This window comes from Aeromicrobium sp. CF3.5 (assembly GCF_051262695.1).
Taxonomy (GTDB): domain Bacteria; phylum Actinomycetota; class Actinomycetes; order Propionibacteriales; family Nocardioidaceae; genus Aeromicrobium.
Window position 1 is genome coordinate 1 of the sequence record NZ_JBIMEZ010000003.1, and the last position, 21,468, is coordinate 21,468.

Sequence of the window (21,468 nt, forward strand, 5' to 3'; positions counted from 1 at the left end):
GTTCTCTGGATCGCACCCGGCGGCCACCAGAGCATCGATCTGCAGTGCTTCGTCCCGCTCGAGGGTGGAGACTCGCGCGTACCCGATCATGGCAATGGCAATGGCAATGGCAATACTGTCTCAGAAGCATGCGACGGAACACGTAGCGAGGCGATCAACTGAGACGGGATAATGAGAACGGCGGACTCTTGCGATCGCGGGAGCTGGCAACGTCGGCCGACAGTCGCGCGGGGCGTCTCAGGAACTTTGGGTTGCGAGACAGCAGTGTAGTGCTCCGCGCAGCGCCTAAACATACGTGTTCCTGGCCACAATGATGTGCTTGCGACTGACCGGGGTCTACTTCTTGTCCCACTCGCGCAACCCGTCAGATCACGCGGCCCGCGGCAGCCGCCAAACTGGCTAGCGCTCATCAGAGACCTCCCCTTGCGCGTGCCAGACCAACAACACCTACATCAATCAGGCAGACGGTTGTCCCGCGTAGTTCGCATCGCGAACACGTCGCGGGCAGCAGTTGCGCTGGAAACGATCGCGGCGATCGCGAGGGCAATCATGACGACGGCAAGGCCGAAGCCAATCCCGATGGCATCCGTGGTCGCGTAGTAGAACGTAAAGGCGACTCCTGCTTGGAGGATCGCTCCTGCGGCTTGCAATCCAGCTATCTTTCTTTGATTTCGTGGTGTCCGGCTCGACATGAGGGTGCCGAGAACGAGCCCGACTCCTGCAATGAGCGGTCCGATGACTTGGATCAGCTTGTAGGCGGTGCCGGAGAAAGATAGTGGAAGTAGATTTGAAAAGATCACGATCACGATCGCGATCAAGACGCTAGTAGCAGCCCACGTCAGCGCGGCGCCGCACCAGCGGGTTCTTGATGGTGTCATCTGCCATTCCAACCATTCGTGGTTCGGCTAACAACCCAGTAGTAGGTAGACGCCCTGCTGTAGCAGCTTTGGAGGTAACCGCCATACCCCCGAAGAGCGTACAAGCAGTTTTGCCTCATGTTGCTCTTAAGGTTTCGGTCTTCGGTGGCGCGTTGAGTTCGTTTCGAAGTGAGGCTGAGATTGTAGGTAGCTATGCGAGCGATGCCCATGTCGTGTCGTGCGCAAGGCCCCTTGAAACTGGCCGTGCCCCTGGCGTACTTGGCGGTGTCGGGTGAGCTGGTGCAGTAGTCGTGGCGTCCCGCGGGCTTGCACCTGGCAGTCGTGTGCGTCTTGCAGTAGATGTAGTTGCTTGGAACAGTGACAAAAGCCGCCCTCAAGGCCATGGCATTGGCCGTCGGTTGCTCTGTTGGTGAAGGAGCTGGTGCAGCTTCAGTGTTCGGCGTGGTGTCGGGGGGCGGTTCTGTTGTCTCGGTGTCACCGTTTAGCTCATCTTCTTCGGCGTCGAGCTGCTCTTGTGTTTTGAGGTTGGGACCGTTCCCGCCGACGAGATCTGAGAGTGTTTCAGCGATGTCATCGACGAGGTCTGAATCTGTCGCCTGAGTCAGATATGCGGTTACGAATCCGTCGAATTCGGGCGTCTGTGGTGAAATTCGCAGTCCGTTGTTGTCTAGATCTGCGGTTACATCCACCGTATTTCCGTCAGCAGTCACGGCTACCGGGGAGATGACAACGGGTCCAAAATCGCACGAAAGGCGCAACGCGACGGGGTCCTGCACTGAGCATCCCGTAGGCAGAGGGAGTGTGGCGGTTCGTGTGTCGGTTGCCGCAGTCGAAAATACGAGGTCATGAGTGTCGTACGGGGTTACGGCCGGGAGCGCTTCATCTTCGACTGAATCTTGGGGGTTGCTTGCGAGAGCTTCGCGCATCTCGCTTGCGACTCGATCCGCTTCACTGGGAATGTCGATGTCGACCTCGTCTGGCTGGCTGAACCATCCCTGCGTGTTGAGGAGGACGTGGGTTGACCCGGTGGTCGAGAGGTTCTTGAGGGTGATTGTTCCGCCGTATGATGCCTGAACGATTGATGTGGTCTGTCGCGGGACCTGATACGGACCTGCGAAAGCGACGTTCGAGGTTCCGTTCGCTCCACCAGGATTGTCGGAGTTGTAAACGGCCAGTGAGCCGCTTCCGGTCCAGTTCAATGCGGTAACCGTCATTGCAACCGAGCCTGCATCCTCAGGAATGCTCTGGGCCCCAGTGATCCGGATCTCGCGTTCCTCACGTGGGGCGAGAGCGCCACCGGCGCTGTTGCGCGAGTCCCAGATTCTTCTGTTGTCTTGGGGCGTGAAGCTTCCGCCTTCGGTGCCCGGAGTGAAGTAGCCCTGGACATCGATGATGAGGTCGGCCGTGGTGTTGGTGGTGATAAGGACCTTCATCTTGCCGTCGGGTCCAACCTTCACCGCTAGACCGGAGTCGGCGTCGTATCGGACGCGTAATCCAGCACCGAGGTGTTGCTCATTGAGATGGTCGTGTCGGAGGGTCCCACGCGAAGGCCGCCGCGTCCGGTGGTTGTGCCGCCTGCGTTACGGATGCGGAAATTGGCGAAAACTGCGGTCGCGTTGGCTGGAATCCCAGCTGTGCCAGCGAGTTGGACGGTGTACTGGGTGCCGCCCTGCATAGGGCTGACGTTCAGACCGACGCCCGTGTCGGTGCGGACCATCCGTTCCGGCTCGATCGGAACGAAACCACCCGTAGAGCTGGCGTCAGAGGTTTTGGTGAAGTACCCCTGCACGCCTACGTTGAAGTCAGTGTTTCCCGCGCTGCTGTAGACCTTGATCTTTCCGCTGTCGTTGACTCGCACGATGGCCGTGTTTGCTGCCCGCTCTTCGCTCCCACTTACCGACAAAATCCCCAGACCACGGCTGTCCTCAGCGGGGTAGGCATACAAGGTCGTATTCACGTTTGACTCTGCCGATAGATCGAGGACTACAGCTGACACGTTGGTCGTCGGGACTCCACCCTTCCCAGTGACTTGAATAGTGCGCTCAGACCCACCCGGGACCGTGCCCGATGCAGGTAGGCCTAGGCCCGACCGGGTGTCCGCAAGAAGCGCAGGGGTGACCGGCACGAACGAACCGCCCTCACCCGTGGTGGCCGAGGATGGAGCCGTGATGGCTGTCAACGCACCAACTGAAACAACGACCGCCACCAGCGACGCCACAACGCGACTGACCTTCAAGGGATCCTCCTGTATGAATCATCAGCCGCATGCTGATCGAGACAGACAGTAGTACAAAGCGAGCTCTTGAGCGGCGGAACTCGCGAAAGATGGCTCTTCGGGACTAGCCCCATCCAGCCCCATCCAGCTCGGATTAGAGATTGTCTCTAGACGAGCCGCCCTGGAGCTGCTCGAGCGGGTTGATCTCCCCAGGCGTTGAGGCACCCCATGTGGTGGAGGGTTTCGGTGCGCACATTGTCGGCGTGTCGCCACGATCTCAGCACCGCTGATCAACGCACCGAAAACGACCGTTTCTGAAACGCTTGTTCAACTCCTGTGGTTTCAGCGTCCGACTGACAGCGGGTGGCTAGGCTTTAGTCGCACAGAGGAAACGCGCAGCAGTCCTAGCCCAGATGATGCCGAACCGTTCAGCAGGCCCAACCGTTGTCGAACATCACGATCGACGTTGCCGCTTCGCTCTGACTAGTTTCCGAAACTCAGCCACAACTAAAGCAAGCAGCAAGATCAGTGCTAGAAGAATGATGAGCCATTTAATCCCCATAGCGGGAACCTGGGTCATGCTGTAGCCGGTTAATACGGCGAAGGCTGCTAGTAACGGAAGGGTTACCGCCGCACGCCAACTCATGAGCATCCGCTTCGCGTAGCACCCAAGGGGTCGTAGACGCCCGCCAAACTGGCTGATCCTGTACCCAGACCTAAGCCGACTAGCCCGGAAGCGCTGGTAACACTAAGGGCTAGTACGCCAACTTGGCCGAACACAACTCCGGTGCACCTCAGTTGGCCGCCGACGGTCGAAGACGAACCACCTGCGATGTAGCCGCCGCAGTTTGGGGTGTAGTAGCCCGTCGATCCGTTGGTGCCGCAGAGCGGATCCGCCGCGAGGCCTGTTGGGTCGAATCTATTGACCGGGTTCCCGCCGACGTAGTTGTAGCGGTTGGCGTTGGTGGGGTCGAGTGGTGCGTTGAGGGCGTCTTGCTGGATCCAGGATCCGGTGGTGGAGTCGTACCAGCGTTGGCCGAATTTGATGAGTCCGGTGGACCTGTCTTGGAGTCCGCCGCCGTAGGTGTAGGGGTTCTCAACGTAGGCGGTGTCGCCTGCGTTCTGGGTGGTGGTGGCGGTCCCGTAGGGGTCAAGCTCGTACAGGTAGCTTGTCGTGGCTCCTTCGCTGGTGAGGCTGACGGGATTGCCTTGCCCGTCATAGACGTACATGCCGGTCTGGCCAGTGCTGGCCTGCAGCATGACGGGCAGGCCGGTGTTGTCGTGAGTGACGTAGGCATCCACGAGTGCGGCGCCGTCTTCGGTCCTGCTGACTTCCTGGATGACGGGCAGGCCGTTCTGGTCAGGGGCTCCGTAGGCGTAGTCGTAGGTGACGTCGCCGGGTGTGTGCGCACGGGTGATCTCGTTTTGATCGGTGCCGGCGTAGGTGTACTCGGTGTCTTGCGTGTTGGCCGAAGGTCCAGATTCGGCGGTGCGGGACCTCATCTGTCCTGCCGTGTTGAACTCTGCCCCCATCCCGGGCCTGAAGCTCAGGTTCCCCGCCGGGTCGTAACCCCAGCCGCTGTTAGTGATCTGGTTCGCGTTGTTGTACGTGAGCGTTTGCGTTGATGGGTTCGAGCCGTTGACCGCCGCGGTGAGCCGGTTCCCGGCAGCGTCGTAGGTGTACGCGTAGGTCCGGGGGTTCGACCCGCCGGTGATGACCGAGCCGGTGAGTCGGTTGTCGGCGTTGTAGGTGAACTTGGTGGCTTGGCCGTCGACCGCGTTTTTGACCCATTGGATGTTGGCCCGGTCTGAGGTGGACGAGGTGGTGCACCCGCCGGCGGGGGTGGTGCCCGAAGAGAAGCAGTACGTCAGGTCGATGACCGAAGTGGGCGACGATGCTGGCCCACGCTCGGACTTCACTCCCACTACACGGCCCGAGGCGTCGTAGGTGGTTTTTGTGTGAGCCGACCAGGTGGTGTTGGTTGAGTTCGACTTCAACCACATGTCGGTGCGACGGCCGGAGTCGTCGTAGGCGAACGACATCCTTGAGGTGCCGCCGCCTTGCGGGTAGGTCATGTACTTGAGCCGGAAGGCGTCATCGTAGGTGTAGGTGATGGTGCCGTGGTAGTCGGTCTGCGTCTTCATGTTGCCGGCTTTGTCGTACGTATAGGACATCGTTTCGCCGCCAGCGGTGTTCTTCTTGGTCAACACGCGTCCCAGGACGTCGTACGTGTAGGTGGTGACACCAGAGACATCAGCGCGCGTCAGGATCTGCCCGTTGACGTCGTAGGTGTAGATGACGTCGTTGGTCGTTTCGTCGGTGTAATCCACGCGTGTGATGCGGTCGAGCTTGTCGTAGAGGTAACGGGTTGCCTCGCCGCGACCATCGTCAGCGCTGTACAGGCGACCGAACGCATCCCACTCATAATCACGGTTCCCCAAAGTCGCGCCGGACACGGGAGCGATATGGACCAAGTTCTTGGTCCAGTCGTAGAAGTAGCGTGTCTGCACCCCAGAAGCGGCACCAGGAGAGGCAGACGTCGCCACGGTGCCGTTCGAGTTGTACGTCACTTTGGCCTGCGGGCCTGTGCCCTGGGCGTTGGTCAACTGGTTTCCGGCGCCGTTGTAGGTGTAGTTCAAGGAATTCCCGGCGTCGCTGGTCGTCGATGACGGCAGGTGCGCGTTCGCGCCAGTGTTGTCATACGACGCGGTGCCAGTGGCGCCACCAGGAGACGCCGACGACGTCAGCGACTCCGCACCGTTGGCGCCGTAGGTGTTGGTCGTGGTTCCACCAGCGGCCGGAGTCTGCGTTGCGACCTGACCCAGCGACGTGTACGTCGCGGACCGAGCATGACCGTTCGGATCAGTGGCCGACGAGACGAGCTTGTCTGCCGTCAACGCATACGTCGTGCGCGGCACCGAAGCAACCGGCGCCGACTGGTCAGTAGTCGGATCAGCCACCAGGGTCTGCGTCGATGACGGGTAGGTCAAACGAGTGGTCGACGTGCCAGCGCCCGGGGCATTGGACTGAGTGACCGAGGCGGTCTTAGTGCCGGAGTACGCCAACGCGGTCGTGGCGTTCTTCGCGTTGGTGATCCGCACGACCTTGCCGTCATCGGCAGCAGGGTTGTAGAACGACGTCAAATCACCCTTCGTGTTCACGATCGTCTCCAGCTCGCCGGCGCTGGTGTATGCGAACTGGACCTGACGTGAAAGCGACCCCGCGGACTGCGTCAGCTTCGTGATCCGATTTTCACTGGTGGCGATCGTCAACGTCGACGTCGCAGTGCTGCCACGAGAGGACACGATGCTGGCCGGCAGATCGCCGTCGTACGTGAACTGGGTGAGGTTGTCGTTGCGGTCCTCAGACTTGGTCTGGCGACCCTCGGCGTTGAACGTCAGCGTGGTGTTGGACTGGTGATCGGTCAACGTCCACCCGGTGCTGCCGGTCTTGACCAGGTCAGCCTGATACTGCGCCGGTGCCGTATAACCGGTGCCGCTGGCAGCGAACACACCCGTTAGACCCGCCGGACCGTGGAACGTCACCGAGCCGTCGGAGTTCTCCAGCAGCCGGTTGTCGAACCCAGTGATCGACCAACCCGACCCGGTGTCACCTGTGACCGCTGAAGGCACATCGGATCCGAAAAGGCTCGAGTTGTACGCCACAGAGATCGGCACATCATTGTTCACACCAGGCAACGTGATCAGCTGGTCGGTGAACAGCGCGTTACCGGTACCCACGTCGACCGACACACCGGCCGTGCCCGACACCGTGAAGTCCAACCGTGTCGCATTCGCACGCTGCCCCGCCTCCGGCGCCGGATTCGCCGCCGCCGAGGCTGGAGCCTCCAGGCCCACCAGAGTCGCTAGAACGACCCCCGCTCCGACGATTCCTACAAGTGATCTACGCACGCGAGCCGAACCCGCCTCAGATGAACCCACAGCCGTTGACCTTTCAGACCAAAATCGGATGAGGCCGCGACCGAGGCTCACGATGAGCGATCAATTTGACAGACTGTCCCGCAGCGATCACGCCTATTCGACAGCACATCGTTGCCAGGCGCAAGGACTTTCTGGAGAACAGTTCAGGCTACGAGCAATCGGCGACATTCGGGCTCCCTCGCCGTTCGCGGTGCGGCGAGGCTGCGGCGGCGGCGAGGTCGGCCTGCGCACACAGCTGATGCGCTGCGGCATCCAGGCACCGGGTCGCACGCTGCGACGGTGCCTGAGTGCCGCTGGCTGGGCTCAACCAGATGTTCGTTCACCAGGTGGTCGTAACCCAGGACGGCCTGCTTGAACTCGCTGACCAGCTGCACGGCACTCAGGTCAGTTCTTAACCGGTTGCCACGGGTACAGCGTGTCGAGTGTCCCAAACCCGGTCGGGCGACCGCTGGCGTCGAACTGAATGTCGGAATGGTGGAGTGAACCGGAGCTGCGGGCGAATCCAGGTCCCCTGCGGCGGTGTTCCGATCACGGCGCGAGCGTGGCGGGCAGCGTCGCGTAGCCGCGCAGGATGCGGGTGGGTCGGCGCGTGGCTCCGGCCTCCAACCGCAGGTCTGGGAAGCGGTCGAAGATGGTGCGCAACCCCACCTCGCCCTCCATGCGGGCCAGCGCCGCACCCAGGCAGTAGTGCCGGCCCGAGGAGAACGACACGTGGTCGGCGGCGTTCTCGCGGGTCACGTCGAAGCGCTCAGGATCGGTGAACACCTCCGGGTCGCGGTTCGCCCCGGCGAGCAGGGTCGTGACCATGGCGCCGCGCGGCACGGTCACGCCGGCGATCTCGGTGTCCCGCGAGGCCATCCGGCCGGTCAGCAGCACCGGTGGGTCGTAGCGCAGGACCTCATCGACCGCGGTCGGCCAGAGGTCGGGCTGATCGCGCAACGTGGCCAGCTGGTCGGGGTGATCGTGCAGCAGGCGGATCCCGTTTCCCAGCAGATTGACGGTCGTCTCGAATCCCGCGGCCAGGACGAGCCCGGCGGTGGAACGCAGCTCCTCGTCGGTCAGGGCCGTGCCGTCGTCGTCGCGGGCCGTGACGAGCTGGCTGAGCAAGTCGTCGCCGGGATCGCGCCGCACCACCTCGATGTGTCCAGCCAGCCACTGCTCGAACTCGGCCAGCGATGACTCGACTCGATGGAAGGTCCGCCACCCCAGACCGAGGTCCAACGACGGCGCAGCGCCGGTGCCGAATCGCAGCACCCGGTCGTGGTCCTTCTCCGGGACGCCGAGGATCTCCGCGATGACGGTGACCGGTAGCTGGGCGCAGTACCGCTCGACCAGGTCGACCGGACGACGGGGATCGAGCCCGTCGAGCAGCTCGTCGGCGATCTGTTGGGTGCGCTCCTGCAGGCGTTGCACGGCACGCACCGAGAAGACGCGGGTGACGAGCTTGCGGTACCGGGTGTGGTTGGGCGGCTCGGTCACCAACAGCGAGGGCGGAGTCAGCGGGCCCAGCGGTGCGGACTTGAAGGCCCACCGGCTCACCGTCGCCAGGGGCCCACCCGGCCCGAAGTCGATGCCGCTTCGCATGTCGGGACTGGTCAGCACCTCCTTGACCACCGGTTGCGAGGCGGTCACGAAGGCGAACTTGGACCGGTGCAGCGGGCCCTGGGAGCGGATCTGATCGAACAGGTCGAGGGTCGTCGCCTGATCCCTCGTCTCGATGAGCCGCCCGTGCAGGTCGCCGCGGCGAGCCGAGCCGCGGATCGCCACGCGCGGCATCGCATGCCCCAGACCCCAACGGACCGTGCGGGCCGCGTGAGCCTCCACCTGTGCTGGCACTGACATCTGAACTCCTCACTCCACGCTCGATACTCAGGGGTATCGAATACTCAGGGGTATCCTATCCACTGATGTCAACTGCACCCGAGTCCCGAGCCGCCCGCCCCTCCCGCGACGAGGTGCGACGAGCACTGCTCGACGCTGCAGCCCAGGTGTTCGCCCGCCGGGGCATCGACTCCGCCAGCCTCGACGACGTCGCGGCCGCCGCCGGGTTCACGAAGGGCGCCGTCTACTCCAACTTCGGCAGCAAGGACGGTCTGGTCGCGGCACTGGTCGACGACCGGGTCACCGCCTATCTCGACCTGGGCCTCGGCGCCGTCAGCGATCTCGACGCGCCGTTCGACGGTCGGATCCAGGCCCTCGGCGACCAGCTGACGACGGCCTTCGACGCACAGCGCGACTGGACTCTGCTGTTCCTCGAGATGTGGCAGCGCGCGGTGCGCAGCGGGCGCACCGACAGCGCCTTCCTCCAGCGACGGCGAGAGCTGCAAGCCTCGATCACGACCGCGATCGAGCATCACTTCGGCGCAGCTGGCGCGGCCCTGCCGATGCCGGCCGGTGAGCTCGCGACCCTGCTCATGGCGTTGTCGAACGGACTGGCCATCGAGCGCCATGCCGATCCGAGCTCGGTCCCTGACGATCTGCTGGGGCGCGTGCTCACCCTGATCATCGGCGGGACCCCACCATCGGAGTAGCAGGAATCGAAATACCCCCGCGCCGTATCCCTCACCCTGTGCTCTGAGCGCCCGTCATCTGCGGGTGCCCGGTAGACTGGGCGGTGATGATGCCACGGGTCGTGCGACACGCGACGCCAGCTGGCCCGACGTGGCTGCTGGCGATGCTGGCTCCTGTCCTCATCCTGGGAATCGTCGCCATGCACAGCATGCTGGCTCAGTCACCACAGCCCATGCCGATCGCGATGGCGTCGTCGTCGAATGCGTCTGCGCCGATTGACGGGTCTGAGCACCCGACGTCTCACACCGCGACTGCGGCCCAGGCGATCGCCGATCCCATCGATGGTGGCCACGGGCACGAAGGCTCCATGCCCGACTGTGGCGGCCTGATGGCGATGTGTCTGGCTCTGCTCATGTCGATCATCGCGTTCGTGGCTGCACGGCGCACCGCCGTTTTCCGCGTGCTGTGGGTGCGACCTCTGCCCACCCACGTGCACCTTGGCGCTGCCCGCGCCGCCTTCGAGCAGCTCACACCCCTGCAACGCACTGCTGTCATCCGCTGCTGACAGGTGAGACCGCGACCCACCGGGTCGCGGAGCCCTCACCCCACCTGTCAAGCAGACCACTCAAGGAGAAGCACCCGTGCGTACACGAATGATTGCGGCGACCCTGATCGCCTTGGCAGCAGCGTTGCTGACTGCCTGCTCGAACAACGACGACTCGTCGGCCGAGGCCGGCTTCAACTCCGCTGACGTCACGTTCGCGACCGACATGATCCCCCACCACCGCCAGGCCACCGAGATGGCGGCGCTGGCGGCCTCACGAACCGAGAACGCCGAGGTCCTGGACCTGGCAGACCGGATCGGAGCCGCCCAGGATCCCGAGATCGACACCATGTCGTCGTGGCTGGAGTCGTGGGGCGAGGACGTTCCCGAGGACATGTCCGGCATGGACGACATGAGCTCGATGCCCGGCATGATGAGCGGCGACCAGATGTCACGACTTCGGGACTCCTCCGGCGAGGCGTTCGACCAGCTCTTCTTGACCATGATGGTCGAGCACCATGAGGGCGCCGTCGAGATGGCCCAGACCGAACAGACCGACGGAATGAGCACCGATGCGGTGTCGTTGGCCACCGAGATCGAGCAGACGCAAACCGCTGAGATCACCGAGATGATGAAGCTGCTCGCCTCCTGATCGAGGTGTCGCTGCCCGACGCCCCGAGGTCGACCCACCGCTCCACAGAACAGGAACCCGCATCATGGTCATGATCAACAACGTCCCCGACTGGCTGACACCGGTCGCCTGGGCCTTCATCATCGCCGCCGTCACCACGGCGGCCCTCATCGCGTTCGACATCTACGGACGAGGCAAACGGCACGACACCGTCGCGGAGGAGGTCGTCTGGGTGACGTCCGCGCTCTACCTCGGACCTTTCGCGTACCCGCTGTTCTCCCGGTACGGGCGTGCCCGCGGCGGTGCAGAACTGTCACCCGATGCGCCACCGATCTCTGAGGCCCCCTCGGCTGTCCATGGCCTTCCCGGCGGCGGTGCATCGGCCATCGCCCACCTCATCGGCGTCCCCCTGGTGGTCGCGTCAGGGCTCACCATCGCCGGAATCGACCTGTGGGTCATGATCGTGGTCATCGGTGTGCTGGCGATGGCGGTGCTGTTCGTGTTCGAGCGCACCACGGCGAGCTCCCGCGGCCACCGGCTGAGTGTCGGTGCCGCGGCCGGCGCGGCGGTGCTCACCGTCCTCGCCTTCGACGTCGGCATGGGCGGCTGGATGCTGCTGCTGCACTTCAACGAGTACATGCCACCCGCCACGGAGGGCACCTTCTGGTTCCTCATGCAGATTGGCATCGTGGCCGGCCTCGTGACCGGTTACCCGATGGTCGCCTGGCTCGCACGTCGGAACCGAACCGTCACTCCCCTGTGACCTTCAGCAGGTGACGGAACGTGCGTGCCCTCACACCGGGCCCAGTGAAGAGCCCGCCTGAGGAGGAAGGACAAGGCGCCCAGGACCGCAGCCATGACGAACAGCGCGACCAGTTGATCAGCGGTGACGGAGGCACTCGACGCGACCACTGGCCCCACCTCACCGTGGGATCACCGACCTCCCCACCGCCGTGAATCGACGGGCCGGGAAACGTCAGCCTGTCCGGGTGCGGAACGGTTCTCCGGTACTCTTGCGCGGTGCCGGGCCTCCACAAACGAACAAGGTCTGACCGACTGTCCGCCACCGGGCAGACCGGGACGAGCACCGAGACCCCCGGGCAGCGAGCCGACATCCAGGTGCTTCGCGCGGTCGCCGTCGGCACCGTCGTCCTCTACCACCTGTGGCCCAACAGGCTCACCGGCGGCTTCGTCGGCGTGGACATCTTCTTCACCATCTCCGGATTCCTGATCGGCGCACACCTCGTCGGGGAGCTGAACCGCGACGGGACGATCCGGCTCGGTCGATTCTGGGCTCGCCGGGCTCGCCGGTTGCTTCCTGCGTCGCTGCTCGTGCTCCTGGTGGTCGCCGTCGCCACGTGGACCGTGGTGCCACTCAGCGGTCGACGGCCCATCTTCGAGGAAGTCCTCGGGTCGACGTTCTACGTCCAGAACTGGGTGCTGGCGGGCAAGTCGGTCGACTACCTGGCCAGCGAGCAGGCGCCCAGCCCGGTGCAGCACTTCTGGTCGCTGTCGGTCGAGGAACAGTTCTACGTGACCCTGCCGCTGCTGATGCTCCTCGTGGCCCTGGCCTGCCGGAACCGACCGGCGCTGCGCTCGTGGATCCTTCGCGGGGTCGTGATCGTCCTGCTGCTGGCCAGCGTCACCTACTCGGCTCTGCTCACCGTCAGCAATCCCGGCGTCGCGTACTTCTCGACGGCGACGCGGGCCTGGGAGTTCCTCGCTGGGGTCGCGCTCGCGATGTTCGTCCCGCGCTGGTCGCGCGGTCTGGGGACGCTCATCGGTTGGATCGGCCTCATCTGCATCGTCGTCGCCGCCGTGACCTACTCGCAGTCCACCGCTTTCCCCGGTCTGGCCGCAGCTCTGCCGGTGATCGGTGCCGCAGCCGCCCTGTCCACCACGACAGGACCCTTCGCCCTGGCCGGTCGCATGCGTCCGCTCGTCTGGATCGGCGACCTGTCCTACGCCATCTACCTGTGGCACTGGCCACTGCTGGTGCTGCTCCCCTACGTCACCGGAGTGCCTCTGCGCACGGTCGACAAGCTGCTGATCGGCCTGGCCACACTCCTGCTCGCCTGGGCCACGACGCGCTATCTCGAGGATCCGATCCGCTTCTCCTCCTCGCTGCTCGCCGGACGTCGGCCTCGCGCGATCGGTGGCTGGATGCTCGCCGCCACCTGCCTCGTGGCGAGCTGCGCCTTCGTTCTCGACCAGGACGCGCAGAGCGACCAGGCGCAGCTGACCGCACGTGCTGAAAGGCTCCTCAGCGGCAGCACCCTCACCTGCCTCGGCGCCGGATTGGCGTCGGCGGCGCCGGGGTGCGATGACCTCGGCGAGACGATCGTCCCGGACCCCTCGGTGGTGAACCTCGACGACGTCAACCGGGTCGACTGCTGGGCCAGACCGCGCGAGGAGTCCGTGAACCTGTGCGCGATGCCGCTGCAGGGCGAGTCCCGAGCCGCGCCGTCCGACGACCCCCCGGTCCGGGTCCTGGCCATCGGCGACTCGCACAACAACGCGCTGCTGCCGGCCTACGAGCAGATGCACCGAGATCTGGGGTGGCAGATCGAGGTGGGCGGACACGCCGGCTGCGGCTGGCTGGACCCCGAGAGCGGGATCGAGGATCCCAACGCCTGCGAGATCTGGCGAGGTGGCGTTCGTGACCACCTCGACGAGTCCGAGCCGTACGACATCATCATCACCACGATCCGATCGATTCCGAACGACCCCAGCCCCGCCCGGCAGCAGGAGATCGTCGATCGGATCGAGTCGGCGTGGAAGCGCCAGATCGACCGCGGCACCACGGTGGTGGCGATCCGGGGCAACCCCTTTCTGGACAAGGACGTGGTGGCCTGTGTCGAGCGCGAGCGCGCAAGTGCCGACCAGCAGTGCGACCGGGACCGAGCTGGGGCACTTTCGCGGTTCGACCCGTTGATCCCGGCCGTCGACCAGACACCTGGCAGCGCGCTCGTCGACCTCACCGACCTGCAGTGCGGGAAGGACCGCTGTTCACCGGTCATCGGCAACGTGGCGGTCTACCGCGACGGCACCCACATGTCAGCGAGCTTCGTTCGCACCCTGGCTCCCGCCCTGATCGACCGGGTCGCCGACGCCGTCGAGGACAGTACGCGGCGAGCCGACTGAGCCCTGACGCACGAAGGGCCGGAACCTCTCGGCTCCGGCCCTTCGTGATCAGGTTTTCGATCGTGCTGTGCGCGAGGGGGGATTTGAACCCCCACGCCCTTGCGGACACTGGCACCTGAAGCCAGCGCGTCTACCGTTCCGCCACCCGCGCATGGTCCGAGAACTTCCGAACCGAAAGTCGAGTCTAACAGCACTGCGGCGAGGACTCGAACGGCCTCCCAGCCCCCTGGCGCGAAGCGGGTCGCGACCTGGCATGCGGCCCCGTGTCGCCGCGCCCGTTAGGATCGACCGAGCGACAAGCAGTGTCGCGCGTCCGATCGCGTGCATCCAGGAGGTGGCCCGACCATGGCAGGTGTCCTGCAGCGCTTCGAACAGCGCCTCGAAGGAGCCGTCACGGGTGCGTTCGCACGCGCCTTCCGCAGCGCCGTGCAGCCGGTCGAGATCGCTGCGGCTCTGCAGCGCGAGGTCGACAACACCGCGCACATCCTGTCGCGAGACCGTCGCCTGGTGCCCAACGACTTCACCGTCGAGCTGTCGGACTCCGACCACGAGCGCCTCGTTCCATTCGGCGACACGCTGGTGGCCGAGCTCAGCACGATGGTCCAAGATCACGTCACCGAGCAGCGCTACACCTTGGCCGGTCCGCTGGCGATCACCTTCGTCAACACTCCCGAGCTCGGCACCGGTCGATTCCGGGTCCGCAGCAAGACCAACGCGGCCGTCACCGGATCCGAAGGTGCCACGAACGTGACCACCCGTCCCTCCGACGTCACGCTCGAGGTCAACGGGGGCACCCTTGCCGTCCCCTCCACCGGCAGCGTCATCGGCCGCGGCAGCGAGGCCGACATCAAGATCGACGACCCCGGCATCTCCCGACGTCACGCCGAGGTCTCGGTGCACCGCAATGGTGGCGACGTCACCGTCTCGGTCGTCGACCTCGGGTCCACCAACGGAGTCGTCCTGAACGGGCACCGTGTCACCAGTGCCGTCGTCGCCGACGGGTCGGAGATCCGACTGGGCAACACCGTGCTCGTCGTCCGCATCGCCGGGGACCGGTAGGAAGCAGTCATGTCCGAACTGACTCTGACCCTCATCAAGCTGGGGTTCCTCGCCGTCCTGTGGCTGTTCGTGCTGTCGGCCGTCTCGGTCATCCGCTCGGACATCTTCGGCACCAAGGCGCCCAGCCCGGCCCGGGCCCCGAAGGCCGAGCAGAAGGCGGCGTCCAAGCCCCGCAAGCAGAAGCCCGCCCGTGGACGCAAGGCCCCGCGTGGCAATCCCACGACCCTGCAGGTGCTGTCCGGGGCCAACCAAGGGCAGAGCGTCCCCCTGGGCGAAGGACCCATCCTCCTCGGACGGGGCACCGACGCAGCCATCCGGCTCGACGACGACTACGTCTCCACCCGGCACGCCCGCTTCGCCACCAACGGGGAGCAGTGGTTCGTCGAGGACCTCGGATCCACCAACGGCACCTACATCGGCAGCCAGCGGGTCACCACGCCCGTCCCGGTCGGCCTCGGCATCCAGGTCCGCATCGGCAAGACCGTCGTCGAACTGCGGAAGTGACGATGACCGACCTCACCTATCGCTACGTCGCGCTCACCGATGTCGGTCTCCGACGCTCCAACAACGAGGACTCCGGATTCGCCAGCCCCCACCTGCTGGCCATCGCCGACGGCATGGGCGGCGCCGCCGCGGGCGACCTGGCATCGTCCTCGGCGATGCACGTCCTGCGTCGCCTCGACCGCGATCTCGAGGTCGACGCCCTGGCCGCGCTCGAACAGACCGTCCAGAGCGCCAATGACCGCCTCGGCGAGCTGATCCGCAAGGATCCGGCCGTCGAGGGCATGGGCACGACCCTCGAGGCCATGCTCTGGGACGGCGAGAAGCTCGCCGTCGCCCACTTGGGCGACTCCCGCATGTACCGGCTGCGCGATCACTACCTGTCGCAGGTCAGCACCGATCACACGTTCGTGCAGAGCCTCGTCGACGAGGGCAAGCTGACCCCGGCCGAGGCGCGCGTGCACCCGCATCGCTCCCTGTTGTTGCGCGCCATGCTCGGGCGCGATGACAACGAGGCCGACTTCTACTGGATCCAGCCGATGCTGGGCGACCGGTATCTGCTGTGCAGCGATGGCCTGTCCGACATGGTCGCCGACGAGAACATCGAACGTGCCCTGCAGGCCGACTCGATCGACATGGCCGCCACCGAGCTGGTTCGCATGGCCCTCGAGGCCGGAGGCCACGACAACGTCACCGTCGTCATCTCCGAGTTCGCCGACGCCGACGACGATCCGGACGAGAACCTGTCCTCGGCCGACGGGCAGCCGCAGCTGGTCGGCGCCGCCGCCGAGCAGTACCGTCCGTCCACCGACGGCGTCGACGCCGAGTCCGAGCAGACCTCCGACCGTCAGGTGATCGGTGACGGGTCGCCGCCGATCGCCGCTGCCGACGGCGAGTTCGACGAGGAGGCCATGCGCTACGCACCGCGCGAACCTCGTCGGTTCGGCTGGCTGCGGCGCACGGCCCTGCTCGTGGTGATCCTGGCGATACTCGGCGGCGCCGGATATGGCGCCTACCAGTGGAGCCAGACCCAGTACTTCGTCGCCGCCACCGACGACGGCCGCGTCGCGATCTACCGCGGCGTCCAGGCCGACATCCCGGGCGTCGCCCTGAGCAGCGTCGACGAGGTCAGCAGCATCGACCTCGACTCCCTGCCCGCGTACAGCCGCTCCCAGGTCGAGGACGGAATCGACGCGGCCGGTCGCACTGACGCCGAGGAGATCGTGGCCAATCTCGATCAGTTCGTCCGACCCGAGCCCGCACCCTCCGACGCGCCGACGGACGAACCCACCGACGAACCCACCAACGGGGAGGCGAGTCCCTGATGGCGCTCTCCCTGCCCAACCTCGTCCCCCGCAAGCGCCGCGGCGCCGAGCTGTTCCTGACCGCGCTCGCCGTCGCGATCAGCATCCTGGCCTACGCCGCGGTCGGCATCGGCACCACCGGTTCCATCCCGTCGGACACCTTCAAGCTCGGCGGCGCCGTCATCATCGTCGCGATCGCCACCAGCCTGATCGTGCGCAAGCTCGCGCCCTATGCCGATCCGGTGCTGCTCCCCCTCGTCATCTGCCTCAACGGCCTCGGGCTCGCGATGATCTACCGCATCGACCAGGACTGCACCGACTTCTGCCTCGGTGGCAACTACGAGCCGCTGGCCAATGCGCAGCTGATCTGGACCGCTCTCGGACTCGTCGCCTTCACCGCGGTGCTGTTCGTGGTCCGCGATCACCGCTCCCTGCAGCGTCTGACGTACTCCTTCGGACTCGCGGCCATCGTGCTGCTGATCCTTCCTCTGATCCCGGGCATCGGCCAGAACATCCGTGGCGCCCGCATCTGGATCAGCCTCGGACCGTTCAGCTTCCAACCGGGTGAGGCCGCCAAGATCGCACTCGCGATCTTCTTCGCGGGCTACCTGGTGGTGCACCGCGATGCGTTGGCACTGGCCGGCCGGCGCATCTTCAACGTCGACCTTCCCCGCGGCCGCGACCTCGGACCGATCCTCGCCGCCTGGCTGATCAGCGTCGGCATCCTGGTCTTCCAGCGCGACCTCGGGTCCTCCGTGCTGTTCTTCGGTCTGTTCGTGGTCATGCTCTACATCGCGACGGAGCGGCCCGGCTGGCTGATCGTCGGTGGCGGCCTGTTCGGCATGGGCGCCTTCCTCGGCTTCAAGGCCTTCGGGCACGTCCAGCGGCGTTTCGACGTCTGGCTCGACCCGTTCGGCGATCCCGACAACAACGGTCAGATCATCAGCTCGCTGTTCGGACTCGCCCACGGCGGTGTGCTCGGACAGGGGCTCGGGCAGGGCAGTCCGCAGCTGACCCCGTTCTCCTTCTCCGACTTCATCATCGGCGCCTTCGGCGAGGAGCTCGGCCTGACCGGTCTCATGGCCATCTTGCTGATCTACGGGTTGATCGTCGAGCGCGGTCTACGCATCGCCCTGACCTGCCGAGACGCCTTCGGCAAGCTCCTGGCCGCCGGACTCGCCGTCTCGTTCGCGCTGCAGGTGTTCGTGGTCGTCGGCGGCGTCACGCGCCTCATCCCGCTCACCGGACTCACCACGCCCTTCCTGGCCCAAGGTGGTTCGTCGATCGTCATGAACTGGGCGATCATCGCCCTGCTCCTGCGCATCAGCGACCAGACCCGGCGTCCCGCACCCGAGATCTCCACGTTCGACGGGAACGAGGAGACCCAGGTGGTGAAGCTCCCATGAACAAGCCCATTCGTTTTCTGGCCATCGGCTGCATGCTGCTGTTCCTGGCCCTGCTGGCGAACATCAACTACGTCCAGTTCGTCGAGGCCGACAGCCTCAATGCGCGCAACGGCAACCAGCGCGTCATCAACGAGGAGTTCTCCCGCGACCGCGGACCCATCCTGGTGGCCGGCGACCCCGTCGCCCAAAGTGTCCCCAGCAACGACGAGTACACGTTCCAGCGCGAGTACCCCGAGGGACCGCTGTACGCGAACCTGACCGGATACTTCTCCTACATCTACGGCAACAGCGCGATCGAGAACTCCCAGAGTCGCGTCCTGTCCGGCAGCGACAACCGGTTGTTCGTCAACCGAGTCGTCGATCTGTTGTCCAACAAGCAGCCCAAGGGCGGCAGCGTCGAGCTGACCATCGACCCCCTGGCTCAACGCACCGCCGCCGAGGGCCTGGAGGCACTCGGTCCCGACACCAAGGGAGCGGTTGCAGCGATCAACCCGCAGACCGGGGAGATCCTGGCCATGGTCACCCAGCCCTCCTACGACCCCAACCGGCTGGCCAGTCACGACTTCTCGTCCGTCACCGACGCCTGGGAGTCGCTGACCACCGCAGAAGACCAGCCGATGCTGAACCGCGCCACCCAGCAGACCCTTCCTCCCGGATCCACGTTCAAGCTGGTCACGGCCGCAGCGGCGCTCGAGAACGGTGTGGTCGACGACATCGACGACGAGGTCAAGGGAGGCGCCCAGCTGTCCTTCCCGGGCATCGACTACACCCTGCCCAACGAGGGAGGCGGCAACTGCGGAGGCGACCCGATCACCTTCGAGCGCGCCCTCAACGTCTCGTGCAACGTCTCGTTCGGCTCGCTGGCCGGTGACGTCGGCCAGGAGGCAATGGCCGAGCAGGCCGAGAAGTTCGGCTTCGGCTCGGACGCGCTGGAGGGTCTGTCCCTGAGCGAGAGCCGGTTCACCTCCGAGGGCACCGATCTGGAGGCCCCGCAGCTGGCGCAGTCCGGCATCGGTCAGTTCGAGGTCGCCGCCACACCGCTGCAGATGGCGATGGTCACGGCGGCGGTGGCCAACGACGGCCAGGTCATGCGGCCCTACATCGTCGACACGATCCGCTCCCCCAGTCTCAGCGTGCTCGACCAGGCGCAGCCCGAGGAGCTCGACCAGGCGATGAGCAGCGAGAATGCGGCCAAGCTCCAGCAGGCCCTGGTCAGCACCGTCGAGCAGGGCACCGCCACCTCCGCCCGTATTCCCGACGTCGAGGTCGGCGGCAAGACCGGCACCGCTCAGTCCACACCCGATCGTCCGCCATACGCCTGGTTCGTGTCCTACGCGGGGGGCGACGATCCCGAGGTCGCGGTGGCCGTCGTGGTCGAGTCCAGCGACACCGCGCGCAGCGAGATCGCCGGCGGTCGTCTCGCCGGCCCCATCGCCCGCTCCGTCATGGAAGCCGTGCTGGGTCGATGAGCCCGACCCAGCGACGATTCACACCCCCCGTGGGCAATGTGACCCACGCACCGACGTCCCATATTTTCGAGAGGTACCCCTGATGACCGAATCCGGCGACGAGACGATCCGCCTCGGCGATCGCTACGAGCTCGGCGGACTGCTGGGTCGCGGCGGCATGGCCGACGTCCGCGTGGGTCGCGACCTGCGACTCGGACGCACCGTGGCCGTGAAGCTGCTGCGCACCGATCTGTCGTCCGATGACACCTTCCAGGCCCGGTTCCGACGCGAGGCACAGTCCTCGGCCGCCCTGAACCACCCCTCGATCGTGGCCGTCTACGACACGGGCGACTCGGTCAACACCCACGGCGCGCACGTGCCGTACATCGTGATGGAGTACGTCGAGGGCCAGACCCTGCGCGACATCATGCGTGGGGCCGAGAACGGCCGCAAGATCCTGCCCGAACGCGCCCTGTCGATCACCGGGGACGTGCTCAGCGCGCTGGACTACAGCCACCGGTCCGGGATCATCCATCGCGACATCAAGCCCGCCAACGTCATGATGACGCCATCGGGTCAGGTCAAGGTGATGGACTTCGGCATCGCCCGCGCCATTGCCGACACCTCGTCGGCCATGACGCAGACCGCTGCCGTCATCGGCACGGCCCAGTACCTGTCGCCGGAGCAGGCACGGGGTGAGACGGTCGATGCTCGCAGCGACATCTACTCGACCGGCTGCCTGCTGTACGAGCTGTTGACCGGCCGTCCGCCGTTCGTGGGCGAGAGCCCCGTCTCGGTGGCCTATCAGCACGTGCGCGAGGAGGCCAAGCCCCCTTCGGACCTCAACCCCGACGTCAGCCCCTCGATCGATGCAGTGGTGGCCAAGTCCCTGGCCAAGCGCGTCGAGGATCGCTATCAGAGCGCTGGCGACATGCGCCGCGACATCGAGCGCGTCCTGGCCGGCCAGGCCGTCGACGCGCCGACTGCTGCCACGGCAGCCATCGGCGCCACCGCCATCACTCCTGCCGTTGGTGCTGCGGCCGCTGCGACCCGTCCGACGGCCGGTCAGCGCAAGGCCGTCGCCGAGGACGAGGAGGAGGCCGGCCGACGCTGGTGGTTGGCCGCGGTGGTCGGACTCCTGCTGGTCGTCGCAGCGATCGTCGCCGTGTTGTTGGTGACGAACGGAAACGACGAGCCTGAGGTGACCACGGTCGACGTGCCGGCTGTCGCGGGCCGCGAGGAGCAGGTGGCCACCCGATTGCTGACCGAGGCGAACTTCGAGGTCGCCACCGAGGAGCAGGCCGATGCCGACATCGCGGAGGGTCGTGTCATCGAGTCCGACCCACCCGAGGGCACCGCAGCCGAGCCGGGCAGCACCGTGACCCTGGTGGTCAGCACAGGACCCGAGGAAGTAGCCATCCCGGACGTGCAGGGCTTCAGCTTCGACGCAGCCCAGGACCGACTCGAGGAGCTGGGCCTCACGGTCGAGAAGCAGACCGTCGACGACGAGGCCGAACGCGATCAGGTCATCAACACCAACCCCTCACCAGGGGAGTCCGTGCAGGTCGGCAGCACCGTGACGATCATCGTGTCCCGCGGGCAGACGACCGTGCCGAACGTGATCAACCAGTCGCAGGAGGATGCCGAGCAGGCCCTCCAGGACGCCGGTCTCGAGATCGGCGACGTCCAGCAGGACGCCGAGGCCGAACAGGAAGCCGGCATCGTGTCGGGTCAGTCACTGGCCAGCGGGCAGCGGGTGCCGCGCGGCACCGCGATCTCCATCACCGTGTCCGACCGGCCCGAGGAACCTGAACCCACGGAGACGCCGACCCCGGAGACGCCACCGACGCCCGACGAGGAAGGCGGGGACTGACACGACAACCCG

The 21,468-nt window shown here is 65.7% G+C and carries 16 protein-coding genes and 1 tRNA gene; 11 read left to right on the forward strand and 6 right to left on the reverse strand.

Annotation, left to right across the window (positions count from 1 at the left end; translation table 11 throughout):
- Positions 1 to 452 precede the first annotated feature (452 nt).
- From ACHAA3_RS06875 to ACHAA3_RS06895, 5 genes are all read right to left on the reverse strand, one after another.
- Positions 453 to 818: a hypothetical protein gene (locus ACHAA3_RS06875; protein WP_435708230.1), complete on the reverse strand. Its 366-nt coding sequence runs from the start codon at positions 816 to 818 to the stop codon at positions 453 to 455.
- A gap of 56 nt (positions 819 to 874) precedes the next feature.
- A complete protein-coding gene (locus ACHAA3_RS06880; RefSeq protein ID WP_435708231.1) occupies positions 875 to 2,335 on the reverse strand; it encodes a hypothetical protein in 1,461 nt (486 codons plus the stop codon).
- Between the two features lie 2 nt (positions 2,336 to 2,337).
- Positions 2,338 to 2,835: a hypothetical protein gene (locus tag ACHAA3_RS06885; protein ID WP_435708232.1), complete on the reverse strand. Its 498-nt coding sequence runs from the start codon at positions 2,833 to 2,835 to the stop codon at positions 2,338 to 2,340.
- Positions 2,836 to 3,735: 900 nt separating this feature from the next.
- Entirely contained in the window at positions 3,736 to 6,951 is a 3,216-nt protein-coding gene (locus ACHAA3_RS06890) for an RHS repeat-associated core domain-containing protein (RefSeq protein ID WP_435708233.1), read from the reverse strand.
- A 612-nt stretch (positions 6,952 to 7,563) separates the two neighbouring features.
- On the reverse strand, positions 7,564 to 8,877 hold the full coding sequence (locus tag ACHAA3_RS06895; RefSeq protein ID WP_435708234.1) for a cytochrome P450: 1,314 nt from the start codon (positions 8,875 to 8,877) through the stop codon (positions 7,564 to 7,566).
- Between the two features lie 65 nt (positions 8,878 to 8,942).
- Between ACHAA3_RS06895 and ACHAA3_RS06900 the strand changes: the two genes are divergently transcribed.
- The 5 genes from ACHAA3_RS06900 (at position 8,943) to ACHAA3_RS06920 (ending at position 13,865) form a co-directional block, all read left to right on the forward strand.
- Positions 8,943 to 9,566: a TetR/AcrR family transcriptional regulator gene (locus ACHAA3_RS06900; protein WP_435708235.1), complete on the forward strand. Its 624-nt coding sequence runs from the start codon at positions 8,943 to 8,945 to the stop codon at positions 9,564 to 9,566.
- Between the two features lie 86 nt (positions 9,567 to 9,652).
- Positions 9,653 to 10,111, forward strand: coding sequence for a hypothetical protein (locus ACHAA3_RS06905; protein ID WP_435708236.1), 459 nt, complete (start codon positions 9,653 to 9,655; stop codon positions 10,109 to 10,111).
- A 76-nt stretch (positions 10,112 to 10,187) separates the two neighbouring features.
- Positions 10,188 to 10,742 (forward strand): DUF305 domain-containing protein, encoded by a 555-nt coding sequence (locus ACHAA3_RS06910; RefSeq protein ID WP_435708237.1) that lies wholly within the window; start codon positions 10,188 to 10,190, stop codon positions 10,740 to 10,742.
- A gap of 70 nt (positions 10,743 to 10,812) precedes the next feature.
- Positions 10,813 to 11,484 carry a DUF4396 domain-containing protein gene (locus ACHAA3_RS06915; RefSeq protein ID WP_435708238.1) on the forward strand — a complete coding sequence of 224 codons (672 nt, stop codon included), beginning with the start codon at positions 10,813 to 10,815 and terminating at the stop codon, positions 11,482 to 11,484.
- A 257-nt stretch (positions 11,485 to 11,741) separates the two neighbouring features.
- Positions 11,742 to 13,865, forward strand: coding sequence for an acyltransferase family protein (locus ACHAA3_RS06920; RefSeq protein WP_435708239.1), 2,124 nt, complete (start codon positions 11,742 to 11,744; stop codon positions 13,863 to 13,865).
- A gap of 68 nt (positions 13,866 to 13,933) precedes the next feature.
- Here the strand turns inward: ACHAA3_RS06920 and ACHAA3_RS06925 are convergent.
- Positions 13,934 to 14,016 (reverse strand) — tRNA-Leu (locus ACHAA3_RS06925).
- Positions 14,017 to 14,210: 194 nt separating this feature from the next.
- Between ACHAA3_RS06925 and ACHAA3_RS06930 the strand changes: the two genes are divergently transcribed.
- The 6 genes from ACHAA3_RS06930 to pknB all read left to right on the forward strand — a co-directional run bounded on the left by ACHAA3_RS06930 (position 14,211) and on the right by pknB (position 21,456).
- Complete coding sequence (locus ACHAA3_RS06930) at positions 14,211 to 14,924, forward strand: FhaA domain-containing protein (RefSeq protein WP_435708240.1); 714 nt, start codon at positions 14,211 to 14,213, stop codon at positions 14,922 to 14,924.
- 9 nt (positions 14,925 to 14,933) lie between these two features.
- A complete protein-coding gene (locus ACHAA3_RS06935) occupies positions 14,934 to 15,428 on the forward strand; it encodes an FHA domain-containing protein FhaB/FipA (RefSeq protein ID WP_435708241.1) in 495 nt (164 codons plus the stop codon).
- A gap of 2 nt (positions 15,429 to 15,430) precedes the next feature.
- Positions 15,431 to 16,750 carry a PP2C family protein-serine/threonine phosphatase gene (locus ACHAA3_RS06940; RefSeq protein ID WP_435708242.1) on the forward strand — a complete coding sequence of 440 codons (1,320 nt, stop codon included), beginning with the start codon at positions 15,431 to 15,433 and terminating at the stop codon, positions 16,748 to 16,750.
- Complete coding sequence (locus tag ACHAA3_RS06945) at positions 16,750 to 18,135, forward strand: FtsW/RodA/SpoVE family cell cycle protein (RefSeq protein ID WP_435708243.1); 1,386 nt, start codon at positions 16,750 to 16,752, stop codon at positions 18,133 to 18,135. The genes ACHAA3_RS06940 and ACHAA3_RS06945 overlap by 1 nt, the downstream gene beginning before the upstream one ends.
- Complete coding sequence (locus ACHAA3_RS06950; protein WP_435708244.1) at positions 18,132 to 19,604, forward strand: peptidoglycan D,D-transpeptidase FtsI family protein; 1,473 nt, start codon at positions 18,132 to 18,134, stop codon at positions 19,602 to 19,604. Before ACHAA3_RS06945 ends, ACHAA3_RS06950 begins: the two co-directional genes overlap by 4 nt.
- A gap of 82 nt (positions 19,605 to 19,686) precedes the next feature.
- Entirely contained in the window at positions 19,687 to 21,456 is a 1,770-nt protein-coding gene (pknB, locus tag ACHAA3_RS06955) for a Stk1 family PASTA domain-containing Ser/Thr kinase (protein WP_435708245.1), read from the forward strand.
- The last annotated feature ends 12 nt before the right edge of the window (positions 21,457 to 21,468 follow it).